This is a genomic window from Planktotalea sp. (assembly GCF_039984035.1).
Lineage (GTDB): Bacteria > Pseudomonadota > Alphaproteobacteria > Rhodobacterales > Rhodobacteraceae > Planktotalea.
The window spans coordinates 1-17,948 of the sequence record NZ_JBDWVM010000433.1 but is presented as its reverse complement, the minus strand read 5'-3'; the positions used below and the strand labels follow the sequence as shown (position 1 = coordinate 17,948).

Annotated in this window: 18 protein-coding genes; 10 read left to right on the top strand and 8 right to left on the bottom strand. The window is 51.8% G+C overall.

All coding sequences use genetic code 11. The features are described from left to right. Positions 1–3 precede the first annotated feature (3 nt). Positions 4–783 carry a metallophosphoesterase family protein gene (locus tag ABJQ89_RS19205; protein WP_348497764.1) on the bottom strand — a complete coding sequence of 260 codons (780 nt, stop codon included), beginning with the start codon at positions 781–783 and terminating at the stop codon, positions 4–6. A gap of 222 nt (positions 784–1,005) precedes the next feature. Here ABJQ89_RS19205 and ABJQ89_RS19200 point away from each other — a divergent pair, with 222 nt between their 5' ends. The 5 genes from ABJQ89_RS19200 (at position 1,006) to ABJQ89_RS19180 (ending at position 6,779) form a co-directional block, all read left to right on the top strand. Beyond that, positions 1,006–1,845: a flagellar motor protein MotB gene (locus ABJQ89_RS19200; protein WP_348497763.1), complete on the top strand. Its 840-nt coding sequence runs from the start codon at positions 1,006–1,008 to the stop codon at positions 1,843–1,845. Positions 1,846–1,924: 79 nt separating this feature from the next. Then, positions 1,925–3,226, top strand: a complete 1,302-nt coding sequence (locus ABJQ89_RS19195; protein WP_348497762.1) for a flagellar hook-basal body complex protein — start codon at positions 1,925–1,927, stop codon at positions 3,224–3,226. Positions 3,227–3,244: 18 nt separating this feature from the next. Then, positions 3,245–4,669 carry a flagellar hook-associated protein FlgK gene (gene flgK, locus ABJQ89_RS19190; RefSeq protein ID WP_348497761.1) on the top strand — a complete coding sequence of 475 codons (1,425 nt, stop codon included), beginning with the start codon at positions 3,245–3,247 and terminating at the stop codon, positions 4,667–4,669. Then, positions 4,669–5,676, top strand: coding sequence for a flagellin (locus ABJQ89_RS19185; protein ID WP_348497760.1), 1,008 nt, complete (start codon positions 4,669–4,671; stop codon positions 5,674–5,676). Before flgK ends, ABJQ89_RS19185 begins: the two co-directional genes overlap by 1 nt. 26 nt (positions 5,677–5,702) lie before the next feature. Continuing rightward, the gene (locus tag ABJQ89_RS19180; RefSeq protein WP_348497785.1) at positions 5,703–6,779 is read left to right on the top strand and encodes a flagellar basal body P-ring protein FlgI; all 1,077 of its coding nucleotides are present in this window, start codon (positions 5,703–5,705) and stop codon (positions 6,777–6,779) included. A 22-nt stretch (positions 6,780–6,801) separates the two neighbouring features. On the opposite strand, the gene ABJQ89_RS19175 is transcribed toward ABJQ89_RS19180, so the two are convergent. Then, positions 6,802–7,701 carry a rhodanese-related sulfurtransferase gene (locus ABJQ89_RS19175; RefSeq protein WP_348497759.1) on the bottom strand — a complete coding sequence of 300 codons (900 nt, stop codon included), beginning with the start codon at positions 7,699–7,701 and terminating at the stop codon, positions 6,802–6,804. A gap of 86 nt (positions 7,702–7,787) precedes the next feature. Between ABJQ89_RS19175 and pncA the strand changes: the two genes are divergently transcribed. From pncA to pncB, 3 genes are all read left to right on the top strand, one after another. Then, entirely contained in the window at positions 7,788–8,390 is a 603-nt protein-coding gene (pncA, locus tag ABJQ89_RS19170) for a bifunctional nicotinamidase/pyrazinamidase (RefSeq protein ID WP_348497758.1), read from the top strand. 70 nt (positions 8,391–8,460) lie between these two features. Next, positions 8,461–10,668: a response regulator gene (locus ABJQ89_RS19165; RefSeq protein ID WP_348497757.1), complete on the top strand. Its 2,208-nt coding sequence runs from the start codon at positions 8,461–8,463 to the stop codon at positions 10,666–10,668. Between the two features lie 71 nt (positions 10,669–10,739). Continuing rightward, on the top strand, positions 10,740–12,029 hold the full coding sequence (gene pncB, locus ABJQ89_RS19160) for a nicotinate phosphoribosyltransferase (protein ID WP_348497756.1): 1,290 nt from the start codon (positions 10,740–10,742) through the stop codon (positions 12,027–12,029). Here pncB and arfB read toward each other — a convergent pair. The 6 genes from arfB to ABJQ89_RS19130 form a co-directional block, all read right to left on the bottom strand. Further along, entirely contained in the window at positions 12,026–12,448 is a 423-nt protein-coding gene (gene arfB, locus ABJQ89_RS19155) for an alternative ribosome rescue aminoacyl-tRNA hydrolase ArfB (protein ID WP_348497755.1), read from the bottom strand. The genes pncB and arfB overlap by 4 nt on opposite strands. A gap of 270 nt (positions 12,449–12,718) precedes the next feature. Beyond that, on the bottom strand, positions 12,719–13,351 hold the full coding sequence (locus tag ABJQ89_RS19150) for a queuosine precursor transporter (RefSeq protein WP_348497754.1): 633 nt from the start codon (positions 13,349–13,351) through the stop codon (positions 12,719–12,721). A 90-nt stretch (positions 13,352–13,441) separates the two neighbouring features. Continuing rightward, positions 13,442–14,335, bottom strand: a complete 894-nt coding sequence (locus tag ABJQ89_RS19145) for an esterase-like activity of phytase family protein (RefSeq protein ID WP_348497753.1) — start codon at positions 14,333–14,335, stop codon at positions 13,442–13,444. Continuing rightward, a complete protein-coding gene (mepA, locus tag ABJQ89_RS19140; protein ID WP_348497752.1) occupies positions 14,308–15,174 on the bottom strand; it encodes a penicillin-insensitive murein endopeptidase in 867 nt (288 codons plus the stop codon). The genes ABJQ89_RS19145 and mepA overlap by 28 nt, the downstream gene beginning before the upstream one ends. Beyond that, the gene (locus tag ABJQ89_RS19135; protein ID WP_348497751.1) at positions 15,171–16,544 is read right to left on the bottom strand and encodes an MFS transporter; all 1,374 of its coding nucleotides are present in this window, start codon (positions 16,542–16,544) and stop codon (positions 15,171–15,173) included. The genes mepA and ABJQ89_RS19135 overlap by 4 nt, the downstream gene beginning before the upstream one ends. Positions 16,545–16,597: 53 nt before the next feature. Then, the gene (locus ABJQ89_RS19130) at positions 16,598–17,134 is read right to left on the bottom strand and encodes an acyl-CoA thioesterase (RefSeq protein WP_348497750.1); all 537 of its coding nucleotides are present in this window, start codon (positions 17,132–17,134) and stop codon (positions 16,598–16,600) included. Between the two features lie 126 nt (positions 17,135–17,260). Between ABJQ89_RS19130 and ABJQ89_RS19125 the strand changes: the two genes are divergently transcribed. Together ABJQ89_RS19125 and ABJQ89_RS19120 are read left to right on the top strand one after the other, a co-directional pair. Further along, the gene (locus ABJQ89_RS19125; RefSeq protein WP_348497749.1) at positions 17,261–17,548 is read left to right on the top strand and encodes a YggT family protein; all 288 of its coding nucleotides are present in this window, start codon (positions 17,261–17,263) and stop codon (positions 17,546–17,548) included. Positions 17,549–17,624: 76 nt separating this feature from the next. Further along, positions 17,625–17,948 (top strand): DEAD/DEAH box helicase (locus ABJQ89_RS19120; protein ID WP_348497748.1); only part of this gene is annotated, 324 nt, incomplete at its 3' end.

Below are 17,948 nucleotides of genomic sequence, written 5' to 3'. Positions count from 1 at the left end.
GGCTTAAACAATGCGGCAGGTGTTGCTTGTGAAAGCAGCAGCTGTCAGCTCTCCAGTAAAGTAGCATCCCGTATCAAGCGAGATGCGGCTTTGCCCCCAGATGGGCTTTTCTACAACGGTATGTCCATGAACGACCCAGTTGCCGTCTGTGCGCGCTGCTTTCAGAAAACTCTCTGTCCCCCAAAGCATAATATCGCTTTCTTGGTCTCTTGGGGGTTTGCTAGGGTCGAACGCTGCGTGAACGCAATGCAAATTACCTGATGACCATCGTAAGGGCAGATTGCGCAACCATGGTTCTGTGCCCTCGGGCAGGGCATCCCAGAGCAACTCACATGCTTCATAGAGCTGTTCTTGCTCTGCATCATGCGCAACGTTCGGAATTCCAAAGCTTTCTAGCGTTTCCATACCGCCAAAGCGCAACCAACGCGGACCAGACTTGAGCGGATTATCAAGGAAGTCGAGCAACATCCGTTCGTGATTGCCCATTAGGCAAACAACGTCGTCTGGGTTCGACAGGCTAAGGGTGATCAGCTCGTCTAACACCTCGGCAGTTTTGGGGCCGCGATCAATGTAATCGCCCAAAAAGATCAGCGCAGGATTATCGATATCGTTCGCTTCGATGTCGTCATCCACACGATTCAACGCAGCTTGCAGGGGGTCGAAACAACCATGCACATCGCCAATCGCATAGAACGGGCGCTCTGGCGTCATTTCAACTTGCAAGGGACGCAAATTGATTGAACGCGCGGGACCGCCTCGTTTGTTGGTGATGTTTCCGAGCATTAGATTTCCATTTGTTCGTTGACCTTAGGGCTTAATCTAGCGGGGCTTCAGAGGCAAATGTGTTGTCAGGTTTCGAGTGCCACCCATGATCACCAAATTTTAAGGGGTGTCGGCGATATGTAGAAGGCGCGAAGCCGTTATTTCCAGACAACTTTACTTGTTGAGCATTCGTTAAGAAACGGAATGTTATCGTCAGGTTGGGTGAGAAAATAGGTGGTGAAAATGGCGACAGGTAATGCTGTGGCGCCAGTTATCATCAAACGGAAAAAGGTCATTAGCGGCGGTGGGCATCATGGTGGTGCTTGGAAGGTTGCTTATGCAGACTTCGTGACTGCAATGATGGCGTTTTTCATGTTGATGTGGCTGTTGAACGCGACAACGGAAAAGCAACGCAAGGGGATCGCGGATTATTTCAATCCGACGATTCCGATTAACCGAATTTCAGGCGGTGGTGATGGGGCCTTTGGGGGCGATTCCATCTTTTCAGAGAATACGCTCGCTAAATCGGGCACCGGTGCATCTGGCGTACGCCCGCCTTGGACAACGGGCAGCGAAGAAAGCGGAGCGCTCGCTGAAAATGCGTTGGAAGCAGAGGTACTGCGGGAGGAACTGGAGCAGGCTCTGGCGGGTCAGGGCGGTGAAAGTGATCTGATGGAGAATTCGCTCAAACACGTTGTGACGCGGATTTCTGATGAGGGCCCACTCATCGAAATATTTGAGCTTCCTGGAAGCCCATTGTTTGACCAAGATTATCGCGCAACGCCCGTTCTAAATCAGTTGCTTGCACGTATTGCGACCATAACGGCCAGCACGGAACATAGGCTTGCAATCAAATCACATGTGGCAACAAGGCCTGTTGTTTGGACGCGAAATGATACATGGCGCCCGTCGATGGAGCGCGGCCTAGCGGCCCGGCAAAACCTTGTCTTTGCGGGCATTCCAGATACCCGCTTTGACCGCCTTGCTGGGAAAGCGGACACGGAACTCGTTTCAAAGGATCCGCTGTCGGTTCGTAACAATAGGATCGAAATTGTGTTTCTGACCGGTGATGGGGGAAGATGAAAACAATTTGAACTGTTAGGTCTGTCTTAAACTCTCGCCTTTATCAGTGCTGCAACGAGGCGGCACAGAAAGGCTGAGCATGACAATTTCTTCATCACTAAACGCAGGTGTGGCAGGGCTGAACGCTAACGCGACACGGTTGAGCACGATTTCAGATAATATCGCGAACGCATCTACATATGGGTACAAGCAGGCGACGACGGACTTTCATTCGATGGTCATTTCTTCGCGTGGTGCGACCTATTCAGCTGGTGGTGTGCGCACGACAACACAGCGTTTGATCGATGAACGTGGATCGCTTGTGGCGACATCCAATCCTACAGACCTCGCAGTGCGAGGGGGTGGAATGCTGCCTGTTGCCTTGGCATCAGAAGTCGACAACGCCAATGGATCGCCGCAAATGTTTCTATCCACGACAGGATCGTTCCGCACAGACGCGGATGGTTATCTAGAATCGCCTAGTGGCATGGTGCTGATGGGGTGGCCTGCCCTCGCGGATGGTACAATTCCTGCCTATCCCCGCGATACGCAAGACGCGCTTGAGCCTGTTAAGCTCAACGTTAATCAATTCACTGGGGAGCCAACAACAGCCATCGATATCGCTGTGAATTTGCCTGCAACCCAAACCGAAGCGGATTCGGTTGGCGATCTTCAACAACTTTCCATTGAATACTACGACAACCTTGGAACGTCAGAGAATTTGAAGATGGAATTCGCTCCGACAGTGCTCGCGAGCGGTACGTCGAATGAATGGACGTTAACGATCAAAGACACGGCTCAAGATGATGCAGTCGTCGGTGAATATACACTTGTCTTTGATGATAGCAGAACTTCTGGCGGCACATTGCTATCTGTCGCCACTGTCAATGGCGGTGGTTATGACTCAGCGACGGGCGCAATGATTGTCGACGTCGCAGGTGGACCGATTGAGCTGAACATTGGAACCGTCGGCAGTCCCGATGGGTTAACCCAGCTTTCAGATAGTTTTGCGCCTGTTTCTATTTCGAAGGATGGTTCGCCTGTTGGCAATATGACGGCGGTAGAGGTTGATGCGAACGGCTATGTTCACGCTTTCTTTGACACAGGTATCACTCGCACGATTTATCAAGTGCCTTTGGTTGATGTTCCCAACCCGAATGGAATGGTTGCGCTCGATAACCAAACCTATCTGCCTTCCCCTGACAGCGGCTCGTTTTTCCTATGGAACGCGGGTGATGGTCCGACAGGTGATATCGTTGCTTATGCGCGCGAGGAAAGCACAACCGATGTGGCCGCAGAGCTGACGTCGATGATCCAAACGCAGCGCGCTTATACATCTAATGCCAAGGTCATCCAGACAGTTGACGAGATGCTGCAGGAAACGACCAACATCAAACGATAGACCCAAGGGGATAATCTGATGAGCCTTTCAAGTTCGATTTCAAATGCGCTGTCCGGTCTAAACGTAACCTCTCGGTCCGCTCAACTTGTTTCTTCTAATCTCGCCAATGCCTTGAATGAAAATTACTCTCGGCAAGAGATCGAAATAAGTGGGACGCGCACGGGCGGCGTCGCCGTCACGGGCGTAAACCGCTTTGTTGACGCTGCTTTGCTGTCGGACAAGAGGCTTGCGCAATCGGAATTTGGATTGGCTTCGCAGCAATCGTCTATTGCTGAAGCAATTGTTCTCGCAATTGGGACGCCTGACGATAGCTCCTCAATTGGTGCACATCTGGAGCGGCTTGACGCTGCATTGCAATACTTAGAAAGCGATCCGAGCTCTGAGATTCGCCTACTTGAAACAACTTCCTCGGCAAGCGCTTTGGCTGACCGCTTGAAATCTGCGCAGGGCGACATCCAAACACAAAGACTAGATGCTGATCGCCAAATAGGGTTGGAGATTAGAACCCTCAATACGAATTTGCAGAACATTGTCGCGCTGAATGAGCAAATCGTTGCGGCGAATGTAAATAGCCGTGATGCCAATGCGTTGATGGACGAACGGCAAATGCTCATTGATCAAGTCAGTGAGATCGTCCCTGTTCGCGAAATGGCGCGAGATCGGGGCGCGGTTTCATTGGTGAGCTCAAATGGAATGATGTTGATTGACGACGGCGCGGTCAGCTTTGATTTCACAACGTCCAATCAAATCTTGCCCCATATGACTTTAGAAAACGGGATGCTGGGTTCGTTGCAGTTAAAGGGTGATACCGTTGATTTGAGTTCCGACGCTGGGCCCCTTTCTGGAGGTCGACTGCAAGCCTTGTTCGAAGTCCGCGACGAAACAGCACCGAATGCACAAGAGGGTTTAGATGCCTTCGCGCTCGACCTGGCGACGCGGTTTCATGACCTAAATGGCGATATGAGCACAGTGGCAAATGCTCCTGGGTTGTTCACGGATAATGGATCACGTGTAGATTCAAGCGATCAAATCGGTTTGGCTGGGCGATTGCAGTTGAATGCAAAAGTTGACCCCGAGCAAGGCGGCGAACTGTGGCGCTTGCGTGGGGGAATGGATGCAACGACAGAACCAGCTGCAGGTTACACATCTTTCATCAGCGACATGATTGCGTCTTTGGCGGATCAAAGTTCGGCTGGTGGTTCATTATTTGACCATAGCGCGTCCATGATATCTATCGCGTCTCAAGAAGCCTCTGACGCGGCTCAGTCTACGAGCTTTGCAAGTTCACGCTTTGAGCAGCTCAATCTTATGCAGCTCGAAAATGGTGTTGATACCGATACCGAGCTTCAGAAGCTTCTTTCGATAGAAACCAATTATGCAGCAAATGCGAAGGTCATTCAAACCATCGATCAAATGCTATCAACAATCATGGGGATTAATTGATGATGTTTAATTCCATCGGCGATCTTGCAAGCAGACTGATGCTCAATCAATCCAACCAACAAGCGAAGGGCAACTTGGTGCGGTTGTCGCAGGAGCTGACAACTGGCCTAACATCGGACGTTGGAGGCGCGCTGCGCAACGATTTCGCGATTCAAGCAGGTTGGGAGCGGACCATCAGCGCATCCGAAGTAAGGGAAAAGACCCTCACACAATCGATGACGCGGGTTCAGGCAAAACAAACAGTCCTCGACACGATCAATGGAAATTCCATTGACCTGGCCAACAATATTTCCACGGCAGTTACATCTGGTACGATCTCTGGGTTAGATGCCGTTTCCACAAATGCTAAGGACGCATTGGCGCAAGCGCTTTCACAGCTCAATGTGCAGTCTGCGGGCCGTTCTTTGTTTGCGGGTTCATCAACAGATGGCCCGGCAACAGCGGATGTTGAGATAGTGATGTCTTCTGTTTCGGCCGCGTTCGCGGGTGCCGTAACGAATGAAGACATAACCACAGCCTTGCAAAATTGGATGGACGATACGAGCGGTGGATTTGAGGCGATTGCCTATCTTGGCGATGACGAAAATTCAGGCGTTATTCGCCTCGATGAGGGGCGAGTTGTGAATGACAGTACCCGGGCAAACGATCCAGCGCTAAAGCAAACTCTTCAAAACCTCATTTTGGCTAGTGTTGCGACCGATGAAGGACTGGCGCTCTCCGCTGAAAGTAAAGCGTCTTTGTTGGAGGAGGCCTCAAGTGGTTTGCGCGCGGCTGCAGGTCAGGTGACCAACCTACATGCGTCGCTGGGTTACATAGAGGGTCAGATCGCCGACGGGATTGTGCAAGCGGGCGCGGAGATTTCAACGGCTCAAATGTTGCGAACCGACGTCTTGGGCGTCGATCAATATGAAACGGCAAGCAAGCTACAAGAAGCAGAGCTGCAATTGGAAAAAATCTATCTATTGACCTCGCGAACGTCCCAAATGAGCTTGTTGGAATATCTATGATTAACCGCTTTTTCATATTCTTTTTGATGTTCGCATCGATCACAAGTTCGGCGTTTGGGGATAGCATCCGGATTAAGGACTTGGTCAGCTTCGATGGTGTGCGCGGCAATGATCTCGTTGGATACGGCCTGGTTGTCGGTTTGAATGGCACTGGGGACGGCATCCGAAACGCGCCGTTCACAGAAGAAATCATGTCAAATATTCTGGAGCGATTGGGAGTAAACATCACCGGTGAGCAGTTTCGCCCTAAGAACGTCGCGGCTGTTTTCGTCACGGCCGAGCTGCCAGCATTTGCGCGTGCGGGTGGGTCCATCGATGTTACGGTCTCCGCAATTGGTGATGCCAAAAGCTTGTTGGGCGGCACGCTGATCATGACGCCGTTGAATGCAGCAGACGGCCAAATATACGCGGTCGCGCAGGGTACAATTATAGCCGGCGGCGTTGGGGCCGAGGGCGATGGCGCTGCAGTGACAACAGGTGTGCCCACATCCGGATCGATCCCTTCTGGTGCGCGTGTGGAGCGAGAGGTTGATTTCGATTTCAACGGCATGACGATTTTAAGGCTTGCGCTCCGCGAACCCGATTTCACAACAGCGCGACGTGTTGAAATCGCCGTAAATGGTATATTCGGGCGCCGTGTTGCTGAGATGATCGACTCCGGAACAGTTGCGGTTGATATCGAAAAGACCCGCGAAAAATCCCCTGCACACGCGATCAGCAGGCTGGAAAACGTTTTGGTCAGACCGCAGCGAAAAGCCAAAGTCGTCGTTGATCAACGTTCCGGAACTATTGTGATGGGCGAAGATGTGCGAATTTCGCGGGTCGCAATTTCTCAAGGGAATTTGACAATTCGGATTCAGGAGCAACCACTGGTGCAGCAACCTAACCCGTTTTCACAAGGTGAAACGGTTGTCGTGCCCAGAACAGAAGTGGGTATCGAAGAGGAAGAAGGAATTGGACTCGCAGAGTTGCGAAGCGGCACATCGCTTTCACAGGTCGTTGCGGGGCTCAATGCATTGGGCGTTGCGCCGCGTGATATGATCGATATCTTGAAAAGCATAAAAGCGGCTGGAGCACTTCATGCTGAATTCGTCGTGCGTTGAGAAAAAAGCCCAGCTTAAGCTATTAATTTGCGTCTGATCTTTGACGCTTTTTGTCTAAATCGATCTGTTTCTGGCGTTCCCTGAAACGTGCTTTGTCTTCTTCGGTCGTCTCGTCAAAACACTGTTGGCATGAAACGCCTAACTCGAAATGCTCATGCTTCATATCTTCTGGCATCATCGGGCGACGGCATCCAAAACAAAGTTGGTGCGGACCAATTTTCAAGCCATGGCCAACGGAAACACGGCCATCAAAAACGAAACATTCACCGTTCCAGGTGGTTTCCTCTTCTGGCACGGTCTCGAGATATTTCAGAATACCACCTTTTAGGTGGTATACCTCTTCAACACCCTGATCTTTGATGAAACTTGTGGATTTCTCGCACCGAATACCGCCCGTGCAAAACATCGCGACGCGGTGATTGGCAAAGCGTTGCTTATTGTCTTCCCACCATGCGGGAAATTCGCGAAAACTCTTGGTTTTGGGGTCAATCGCGCCTTCGAACGTGCCAATGGACACCTCGTAATCATTACGAGTATCGATCACCACAACATCGTCAGCTTTGATAAATTCGTTCCAGTCTTCTGGTTCGACATAGCTGCCAACAGCGCCGCGCGGATCAACGTCGGGCTGGCCCATCGTTACAATCTCACGCTTCAGACGCACTTTCAGTTTAGCAAATGGGGCATCTGGACTGTGGCTTAGCTTCCATTCCAAATCTCCAAACTCGGGCAGCCCTTTGAGAAATTTCAGTATGCCTTCTATGCTATTTGAGGGTCCGGCAATTGTACCATTGATACCTTCGGGCGCGATCAAAAGCGTGCCTTTGATGTCAAAGGCTTCGCATTTTTCCCGAATCCGCACCTGCATGTCTTTGAGGTTAGACACGGGTGCAAAGTGATAAAGAGCGGCTATAGTAAACATGGGCGGGGACTAGCGGATTTTGACGGTGTAAAGCAAGTGTCGTATGAGGGGCCGAGTGCCGCAGCACCATTGATCAGGAGAAAAATATGTCCAATTCATCCGCTTTGCTCATAATCGACGTTCAAAATGACTTTTGCGAAGGTGGAGCGTTGGAGGTCCCCGGCGGAAGCCAGGTGGTTGCACCAATAAATGCGATGATTGCGGACTATGGCACCGTGGTTTTGTCCCAAGATTGGCACCCGTCTGATCATAGCTCGTTCGCGAGCAATCATAGTGATAAAGATCCGTTCGACATTATGCAGGCGAGTTATGGTCCGCAGGTGCTTTGGCCGGATCATTGCGTGCAAGCGACCGACGGCGCGAATTTTCACCGTGATTTGGATGCATCGAAGGCCCATATGATTGTTCGCAAAGGATTTCGCAGGGAAATCGATAGCTATTCTGCTTTCTTCGAGAATGACCAGACGACGCCCACGGGCCTAGAAGGATATTTGCGGAGCCGAAATGTGACGGATGTGGCTATTGTCGGCTTGGCTTTGGATTTTTGTGTGCAATTCACGGCGCTGGATGCGCGTCGGCTTGGTTTTGAAACCACTGTTTTTGCAGTTGCGTGCCGAGCGATAGATTTGGATGGTAGTTTAGAGCAAGCGATGCACGCGATGCGAAATGCAAATGTGGTTCTAAAATAGCAAGACGTAACCCGATTCGTTAACAATCTGTGCGCTAAGCTGCTCCAAACATCAGTGCGAGTAGCAAGGGATGGATACGTTCGTTTCGAAAGATAACACTGCCGTCTTGAGCATCGACAATACGCAAGATCAATTCGAGCGGTATGCGCGCGGACGGTTAAAGTATTTTTGGCGAAGGCAGGTTCTTGTCGGCATCGGGGCGGCCTACCTAGCGCTATTTGCTTCCCCATTTATCGCAATTTTGGCCGCGGTGATCGCTGTTGCAGGCGAGGTGATTGATTGCGGCAATCTTTACCTACAACGCAACGCTTTGGCGCGTGGTGTGCGATTTGCGCGGGTCAGTTTATTGGCCAGTGTAACAGCAGCTATTCAGGCAATAACCATTTCGGTTTGCATTTTGCTCGCGTGGTTTTCTGAAGGCGGCGACGTGAGCAAACACTTTGCGACGGTTTTTATGATGTCCGCTGCCCTAAATGCGGGCATGGTTTGGCCCTATCACAAGGCAAGCGCGACAGCGCGTTTGATCGTTTTCGGGGTGACACTAGCAGGTTTGCTAACACATCAATTTGCGACTTGGGACCGTAGCCTTGAGGAGTACTTGGCTGAAGTCATCACGATTTTCCTGATGTGTTACTTGGTGTTCATAATCTTGCAGCACATCATCGGAAGCTATGAACGCCAACGGCGCAGCAAAAACCAAATTCTGGCGACGTCCAGAGCGCTCGCCGCATCAGATCGGTTAAAGCGCGTCTCGCAAGAGGAAGCGAGGCGTCTGTCTCTCGTGGCGCGGCATGCTAATGACAGCATCGTTATTTCTGCGCCCGACGGTCAAATTTTGTGGGTGAACGAGGCTTTTTCCCGAATTACTGGCTATAGCTCAGAGGAAGCGATTGGTCAGTTGCCATCAACGCTGCTCAATGATGAAAAAACCTGTGAAGAAACCGTGCATGCGATTGCCACACATGTCCAACAGGGGAGGCCAATTAGAACCGAGGTTTTAAACAAACGTAAAGACGGTGAGAAAATTTGGGTCGAGACTAACATTGTCCCCATCGGGCGTGGCGATGGCACGATAGAAATGGTGGTTGCCATTGAGAGGGATATCACCGCGATAAAAGATCATGAACGCGAGCTGGCTGAGGCGAAGATTTTGGCTGAACGCGGTGAACAGTCCAGGTCTGAGTTTCTTGCCACGATGAGCCATGAAATTAGAACGCCGATGAATGGGATCATCGGTCTTTCCGATCTTCTGGCGGAGCAGGATTTGCCTGAAGACGTCCGTAAATACGTTGCGACCATCAAGAATTCTGCGGACGCGCTTTTGGCAATCATCAATGACATTCTAGATTTTTCCAAGTTGGATGCGGGTAAACTATCGATTGATCCGGTTGAATTTGATTTGCGTGCGTGTTTCGCAAATGCCGTTGAATTGCTCGACCCTCAAGCGCAGGAAAAGGGTATTTTTCTTGATGTCATTGAGGACCAGCCGTTGCCGACTTTAGCGGTTGGCGATGACGGGCGGGTTCGTCAAATTTTTCTGAATATGATCGGAAATGCTATCAAGTTTACGTCGAAGGGTGGTGTAACCCTGACGACGCGCGTTCAGGAAACTGAAGATAGTTTTAAGATTGGCTTAGATATCAAAGACACGGGGATCGGGATCGAGCAGAACCGCATTTCCCAGATATTTGATAAGTTCCAACAGGCGGATGGCAAAACGACCCGCAAGTTTGGGGGAACAGGTCTTGGTCTTTCGATTTCCAAACAGCTCGCTGAACACATGGAAGGCGGTATTTCGGTCGTTTCAACTGTGAACAAGGGCTCCACATTCACCGTTGAGCTTGTGATGGGAAAGCCCCGTCATTCGGATAATCGCAGCGAGGTCGCTAAACGCGAAAAGGCCGATATCGTACCGATGTCAATTTTGGTTGCCGAGGATAACAAAACGAACCGCTTCTTGATTAATAAATTTCTTCAGGATCTACCGGTTGATCTTTCCTTTGCACATAACGGGAGGGAGGCTGTCGAATACACACGCGAACGTGCACCCGATTTAATCTTTATGGACATGTCGATGCCCGAAATGGATGGATTGGAAGCGACCCAGCGCATTAGGGAAATGGGCGGTGCGCAACCGCATATCATCGCGTTAACTGCGAACGCTTTTGCCAGCGATCGAGAGGCGTGCTTCCAAGTGGGTATGAATGATTTTCTCGCTAAACCAGTAAAGAAAGCGGATCTTCTGAGCAAATTATCGGAGTTCAGCGCAACGCTTTGATTAAATCCGCTTTGAACCATTCGGAATCTTAACGTATCAAGGCATCGAAATCGCAGGTGAGGAACGATCTCTTGGACATTGCAACACGCGTCTGGAACCATAAGTGGAAGATCGATCCGATCGTTCGTTCGCTGATCGATGATGATTTCTATAAGCTTCTGATGTGCCAATCAGTCTTTCGCAATCATCCAGATACGAATGTCACGTTTAGTTTGATCAACCGGACCAAGTCAGTTCGGTTGGCTGAATTGATAGACGAAGGCGAGCTGCGTGAACAATTGGATCATGTGCGTTCACTGTCTTTGACGCGCGGTGAAAGTACTTGGCTCCGCGGGAATACGTTCTACGGTAAACGTCAAATGTTCCGTCCCGATTTTATGGAGTGGTTCGAAAACCTGCGCCTTCCCGACTACCATTTGGAAAAACGCGACGGCCAATATGAGCTGACGTTTGAAGGCAAATGGCATGAGGTCATGCTCTGGGAAATTCCGGCGCTTGCCATTTTGATGGAACTGCGCAGTCGAGCTGTTTTAGACAATATGGGCAAGTTCGAATTGCAGGTTCTTTATGCGCGCGCAATGACGCGGGTTTGGGAAAAGGTCGAACGCCTTCGCAGCGTTGATGGCTTGCGGATTGCTGATTTTGGCACACGTCGCCGCCATTCGTTCCTTTGGCAGGATTGGTGTGTGCAGGCGATGCAGGAAGGGCTGAAAGAGAAATTCGTTGGCACGTCCAATTGCAAAATCGCGATGAAGCGCGATATTGAGGCCATTGGTACAAACGCGCATGAATTGCCGATGGTGTATTCAGCGATGGCCGAAAACGATGCCGAGTTGCGCCAAGCACCTTATCAAGTTTTGGAAGATTGGCAGGACGAACACGAAGGCAACCTTCGGATTATTTTGCCCGACACCTATGGAACGCAAGGTTTCCTCGATAATGCGCCAGATTGGCTTGCGGGTTGGACGGGTATTCGTATCGATTCAGGTGATCCTGCGACAGGTGCGGAAATTGCGATCAAGTGGTGGCAAGATCGCGGTGAAGATCCGCGTAACAAGTTGGTCATTTTCTCAGACGGTTTGGACGTTGAAAAGATCATCGATCTGCACAAGCAGTTCCATAATCGCGTGCGTGTGAGTTTCGGTTGGGGGACGCTACTCACCAATGATTTCCGCGGCCTTGTTCCGAACGAGGGGCTCAATCCGTTTTCAATCGTGTGTAAGGCTGTCGAAGCCAACGGGCGCGCGACTGTCAAACTGTCTGACAACCCTCGCAAGGCGATGGGACCAGCGGACGAAATCGAGCGCTATAAGCGTGTGTTCGAAGTGGGCGAGCAAGCTAAGCAGGATGTGATTGTTTAATCTTCGCCGGTGACGCGACCGCGTAAGGCTTTAACCTCACCGCGTTCTTTCTTGCTTTTAAGGCGGCGCTTTTTGCTTCCGAGTGTTGGCCGTGTTGCGATCCGCCGTTTTGGCGCAACCAGCGCTTTGCGGATCAGCTCGGTCAACCGTTCACGTGCAATGGCGCGATTTCGCGCTTGGCTGCGTTCTTCCTCGGCGCGGATAATCAGCGCGCCATCTTGTGTCCAACGACGCCCCGCGAGCCGCTTTAACCGTTTCTTCACGGGGTCGGTTAAGTTCGGAGAACGCTCAGCTTCAAAGCGCAGCTCAACGGCTGTGGACACCTTGTTCACGTTCTGCCCACCTGGGCCAGAGGCGCGCGTAAAGCTCTCTGTCAGCTCCCAATCGGCGATTTCTATGTTTGGCGTAATTTGCAACATGGCCTCTACATGCCATGGCTTGATCCAAGACGCAAAAAGGGCCGCCCAAATGAATGAACGGCCCTTAATCTGAGTTTCGGAGGCTGCGGCGGTTAGGCCCTAGCCAATTTGCGTGTGCATCGCCCGTTAGGGTTTGCCGCTAACGGTGGCCCTCGCAAATTGTCCCGACGCCAAACTCCAATACCTTTTTAGACACTGGATCACCTCCTCTCGAATTTGTTTCATCATATGAAGAGGGTTACACAGAATTCTAAAATCGCAAAGAAAAAATTATGCGATCTGTTCACGTCCTTGTTGCCAGCGCTTAACGATTGCGCGGAACGGCACCAAGGCGATCAAAGCAAGAGCGAGTTTCACACCCCAGTCAGCGATTGCGAGGGACACCCAAAGCGGTGCCATTGGCCCAAATCCGAGAATTGGCAGAACTTCGTTTGCCCAGCTCACATCGTTTGAAGGCTCAATGAAAACCAACGCGCTGGAAAAGGCGATAGTGAAGAACAGCGCTGTGTCTAGGGACGATCCAACGAGGGACGAAGCCAGCGGCGCGCGCCACCATTTGCCGTTCCGCAGTGCACTGAAGATGGACACATCAACCAGTTGCGCGATGAGGAATGCGGTTGCGGAGCCGATCGCGATGCGAAGGGTGACCAATGGGCCGAATTCGCCCATGATTTGCGTGCCGATCAAGGAGCAGACAACGCCGACGACAAAGCCTACGAAAATCACGCGACGTGCAGCGGAAGAGCCATACATGCGGTTCATCAGGTCGGTGACGAGGAATGCGAAGGGATAGGTGAATGCGCCCCATGTCAGCCATTGGCCGAACAAGAATTGCACAAGGATGTTTGAGGCAACAACGATGGCTGCCATGGCGAGAACGCCAAGAAGGTGTGTACGTGTCATTTATATATGCCCGTTTTATCAAGGTAGCGGCGACTTGGTCCCAGAATTGGGAACTTGAGCCGCTTAGACCCAGCGCGCTTGCGGTGCAAGCTATTCTTTTAGGCGGAATTCGATAATTTCAGTCTGTTGGGCAGATCTGAAGTTGTCATCAGAGATCGCGTAGAGCCTGAGATCATCTGGAGCAGCGTGCCAAACAGCCAGTCCTTCGAGATTATCGAATTGCCGAAACCGCGATTGGAAGAGGGGTTGGTATGCGCTCGGAACGCCGTCTTCAAAAAGTAGACGATCAATACGGGTCGAGAAGCCAAAGCCATTGAAACCACGCGATAGAATATAGAGATGTCCGTTTTCGTCAAAGTCAGCGCCGACAGGGCGAAACCCGCCATGACGCGGTAGATCATAGATCACCGACCATAAGCCATTGGTTGCATTGCGCTCAAACACGGGAAACGAAGCGCGGATGTTCTCGGAGCCTTCAGGTATCGCAACGAGCGTATTTCGCGGCGACAACGCAAGGGCTTCAAATCCCATGTTGGAGGGCACCTGATCACCGCGCAGCGGAAGTTTGCCGATTTGCGGTGTCCGTTGTCCTTTTCGATAGCGCAGGAGGCGAGGATTAAACTCAGCGGCTATGTAGAGATCCTTGGCGCTTGAAGTCGCCAAACCTTCGGTATCACGATCCTGTTTCAGCGCTGGACGTTGACCACCTTCAAAACGGAGCGGTTCAATATTGCTAAGGCTCGCGCCGTTGAGAAGCCCGTCAACATCGCGTTTCAGGGTGCCCCGATAGAGCACACCAGTGTCACTGACTGTGATAAATCCTTCACCGGCGTTATCCACCTCGAGCGCAGACAGGCCGCCGAAATTGTCAGCATTCGGTTGCCACACGATCTGCGCGATCACCTCGATCTGAGGCGCCGCGAAGAGCGAGGTTGCTGCGAATGCTGAGCTGAGCGCTAGCGCGATTGAAGAACGTTTGAGCATTGCTGAGGCAGATCAGCGAGCACAAGTTCGCGACGTGGTTTTGGTTTCGGGGCGTTAGGATCACGTGGTTTTGGTTTTGGTGGGTTCAAGATGTCGTTGACCCATTTTTGCGCATCGGCGCAACCATCCCCTGCTGGGGGCGGTGCTTGATCAACGCATCCGCGTGCACCACGCGGGCAGGCGAGACGCACGTGGAAATGGTAGTGATGCCCATACCACGGGCGAATTTTGCGCAGCCACGCGCGATTTCCTTTTTCGGCGTTACACATGGCAACTTTGGCACCTGGGAAAACGAAAATGCGTGCTGTGCGTCTGTCTTTCGCAGCAGCTTTCATCACTTCCATATGCTGGCGCGTGAATTTGTCGTTAATGTAAGCGCCTTTCGCGCGACGCAGGGAAATAGAGCTGATGTTTTCACGTTCACGACGCGACAGGTTTAGGCGGTCAGGTGGCAACATCCAGATATCGATATCCAAACCGATCTGGTGGCTACGGTGGCCTGAAAGCATTGGGCCGCCACGAGGTTGGCTAATGTCACCAATATAAAGTCCCTTCCAACCGGGTAGACGCGCGGCCTTGGCTGAGAGCGTTTGAATAAAGTCGATTGTCTCTGGGTGACCCCAGTTTCGGTTACGCGACAGACGCATGGCTTGCCATGTTGGCCCTGTTTCCGGCAATTGCACAGATCCGGCAGCGCAGCCCTTGGCGTATGATCCCAAAGGCGCCGCGCGTTGAGCAGAGCCTTTCTTGGCAGAGCCAAAGAGTTGCTTTGCTTCGGGTGCGGCGGACAGGGGTAGTGCAAAAAGTAAACTCAGAACCAAGGCAACAAGGCGGGTCATGTCTCGTGATCTCCATTTTTGTTAACGTAGGCTAACAGGATTAGACCGATTAAGAAAAGCACGATGACAGGCGAGACACCCAAACGCGCGCTTTCAGTGATGGTCGTAACGATACCAATCAGCAAAGGCGCAAGGAAAGCAGTGGCGCGGCCAGACAGACCATACAGCCCGAAATACTCGGTTGCATTGTCTTCGTCCGTGTGGCGCACCATGAGCGAGCGCGATGCAGATTGCAGCATTCCGCCCATCCCGCCAATCAGGATGCCGCAGACAATAAAGGCAAGGTCAGGTGTGCCTTCAGCAACGGTCATTCCATAGATAGTTGTTGGGGTAATATTGATGACCGTAAGGCTGACGAGCATCAGCACGATAACTGCAAAAGCAATCACAGGCTTGGGGCCAAATCTTCGATCAGCAAATCCACCGATGTAACTAAAGATAGCAGCGCCGATGGCTGCGACCACGCCAAACACGCCGATCTGCGTCACTTCCCAATCAAGGACGAGTTTTGCGTAAACACCACCGAACGCATAAAGCCCGTTTAACGCGTCGCGATAGAACATTGAGCCAATCAGAAAAACCCCAAGGGATTTGCGATTTGTGAGACCTTTGATTGAGGTGATGACCTGCGCCGCAGCCGCAGAAAAGCTCGATCTGATTTGATCTGTGCGCACTTCGCGCACCCATAGGAAATAAGGGATCATGAAAAGCGCAAACCAGAGCGCAGCAAATGGACCAGTCGCGCGCGTGCCTTCACGTGCGCTTGGATCAAGGCCAAACAATGGATCGAGACCTGCGATGGTTTTGCCGTTGCCCTGTTCCACGAGGAGCAGCAGTGCAATCGCTAAAGACACAACACCGCCCAAATAACCAAAGGCAAACCCAGAACCAGAGATTTTACCGATTTGCTCGCGCGTTCCCAAACCGGGCAATTGCGCATTGGTAAAGATCAAAGCGTATTCAGCGCCGATAAAGCCGACGCCAAAGGCGGCGAGCATCCAAAACAGGTTGCTTGCATCGGGCGCCGTGAACCAAAGCGCGCCGCAGCCCAAAACATACATCGCGCTGAAGCCAACGATCCAAGGCATCTTGCGCCCCGTGCTATCGGCCATCGCGCCAAAGATCGGGGCGGAGAAAGCGATGATCAAACCAATCAGCGCGGTGGTCCAAGCCCACATCGCTTGGGCGTTGGCATCAGCGATGCCTTCGACCTGACCTTGGTTCAAGTAGTAGGTCGCAGCAATCGCAACGAAGAACGGGCCAAAAATAAAAGTGTTGAGAACCGTGTGATACGGTTGGCTCGCCCAATCAAAAAAGTACCAGCCCCAAATGCGTTTACGCAGCGCCTTATCGTCGGATGTTTCTGCCATCTCTCTCTCCCCTGTTCGGGATAGTTAGATAGCGGTCTGCGTGATGGTGCAAGTTAATCCTGCATCGGCGGCCACGGACGGGTGGCTTCTGCCTCAATCCACGCGTTGATCCAGTCAGGAATGGGCGGGGACACTCCGACGTTGCCTAGCGCTTTTGCCAATCGCTCAGTGCCGACAATTCCGTTCTTATCGGTCACCGCAGCACGATAGAGCGCATGATTTGCAACCTCGCCTGAACTGTTGATCATGCACTGCTCGAGATAGGTGAACCGATCATCCCAGCACACTAAACGAGATTTCATGGTAAAGGCTTCGAACGTGCGAATGCGGCGTCGATAGCGCACGGTAACACCTGCCATCGTAAGCCCCCATTTTTCCGCTTTCAGAACGCGAAGCAACCCTAGCCGATGCGCCAAAGGGATACGCCCAAGATCAAGCAAAGTAAGCGTGCGACCATTGTTGAGTTCCATCATCATATCGATGTCCCAAGGCCAGCAGCGATGGCGCGACACATGAGTTTCGAAAAGCCCGAGTTCTGGTGCCTTTCGGATCGACCAAAATGCCTTTGCCATACGAAAAAATGGATACATGGTGCGCTCTCCTTATGACGTTGGCCTAGGTCAGCCGTTTTGGGAGCACAAGCCAGAACGCGGCGGCACTTGTCGCGGCGGGTTGGAGCGACTACCTAATGGGCAACTTAAAATTGGAGCCTGCCCATGTTGTCGCTTTTTCAAATTCTGATGCTGATCCTTGATATCGCGTGGTTCTTTGTAATCGCCCACGTCATTATGAGCTGGCTCATCAATTTCCAAGTCTTGAACTTGAACCAACCTCTGGTCGCGCAAATTTGGTATGGTATCAATCGTCTGCTGGAACCGGTCTATTCAAAAATTCGCAGCTTTTTGCCGAACACCGCAGGAATTGACCTTGCTCCACTGGTTGCCCTGATCGCGATTTATGCGCTGCGCATCATTTTGGCGAACAACATCCAAGCATTCTACTAACACTTCATCTTGTATGAACCGTTAACCTATGGGACATATCCTGTAAGAGCAGATCAATGCCATTACAGGACATCCCATGGACCGCGCCGTATCGCTATTAAGCGACGTTTTCGGATTTGACGCCTTTCGCCCCGGCCAGCGCGAAATCGTGGATGCCGTGGCGGATGACGCGAATGTCTTAGCGATTATGCCGACGGGCGGGGGTAAATCGCTCTGCTATCAGCTTCCTGCATTGATGGGCGATGGCTTGACGGTCGTTATTTCGCCGCTCATTGCCCTGATGCGTGATCAAGTGTCCGCACTTAAAGCTAGCGGCGTCGAAGCGGGCGCGCTGACGTCGGGCAATACAGAAGAAGAAACCAATGACGTGTTCAGCGCGCTTGATGCCGGCACGCTCAAG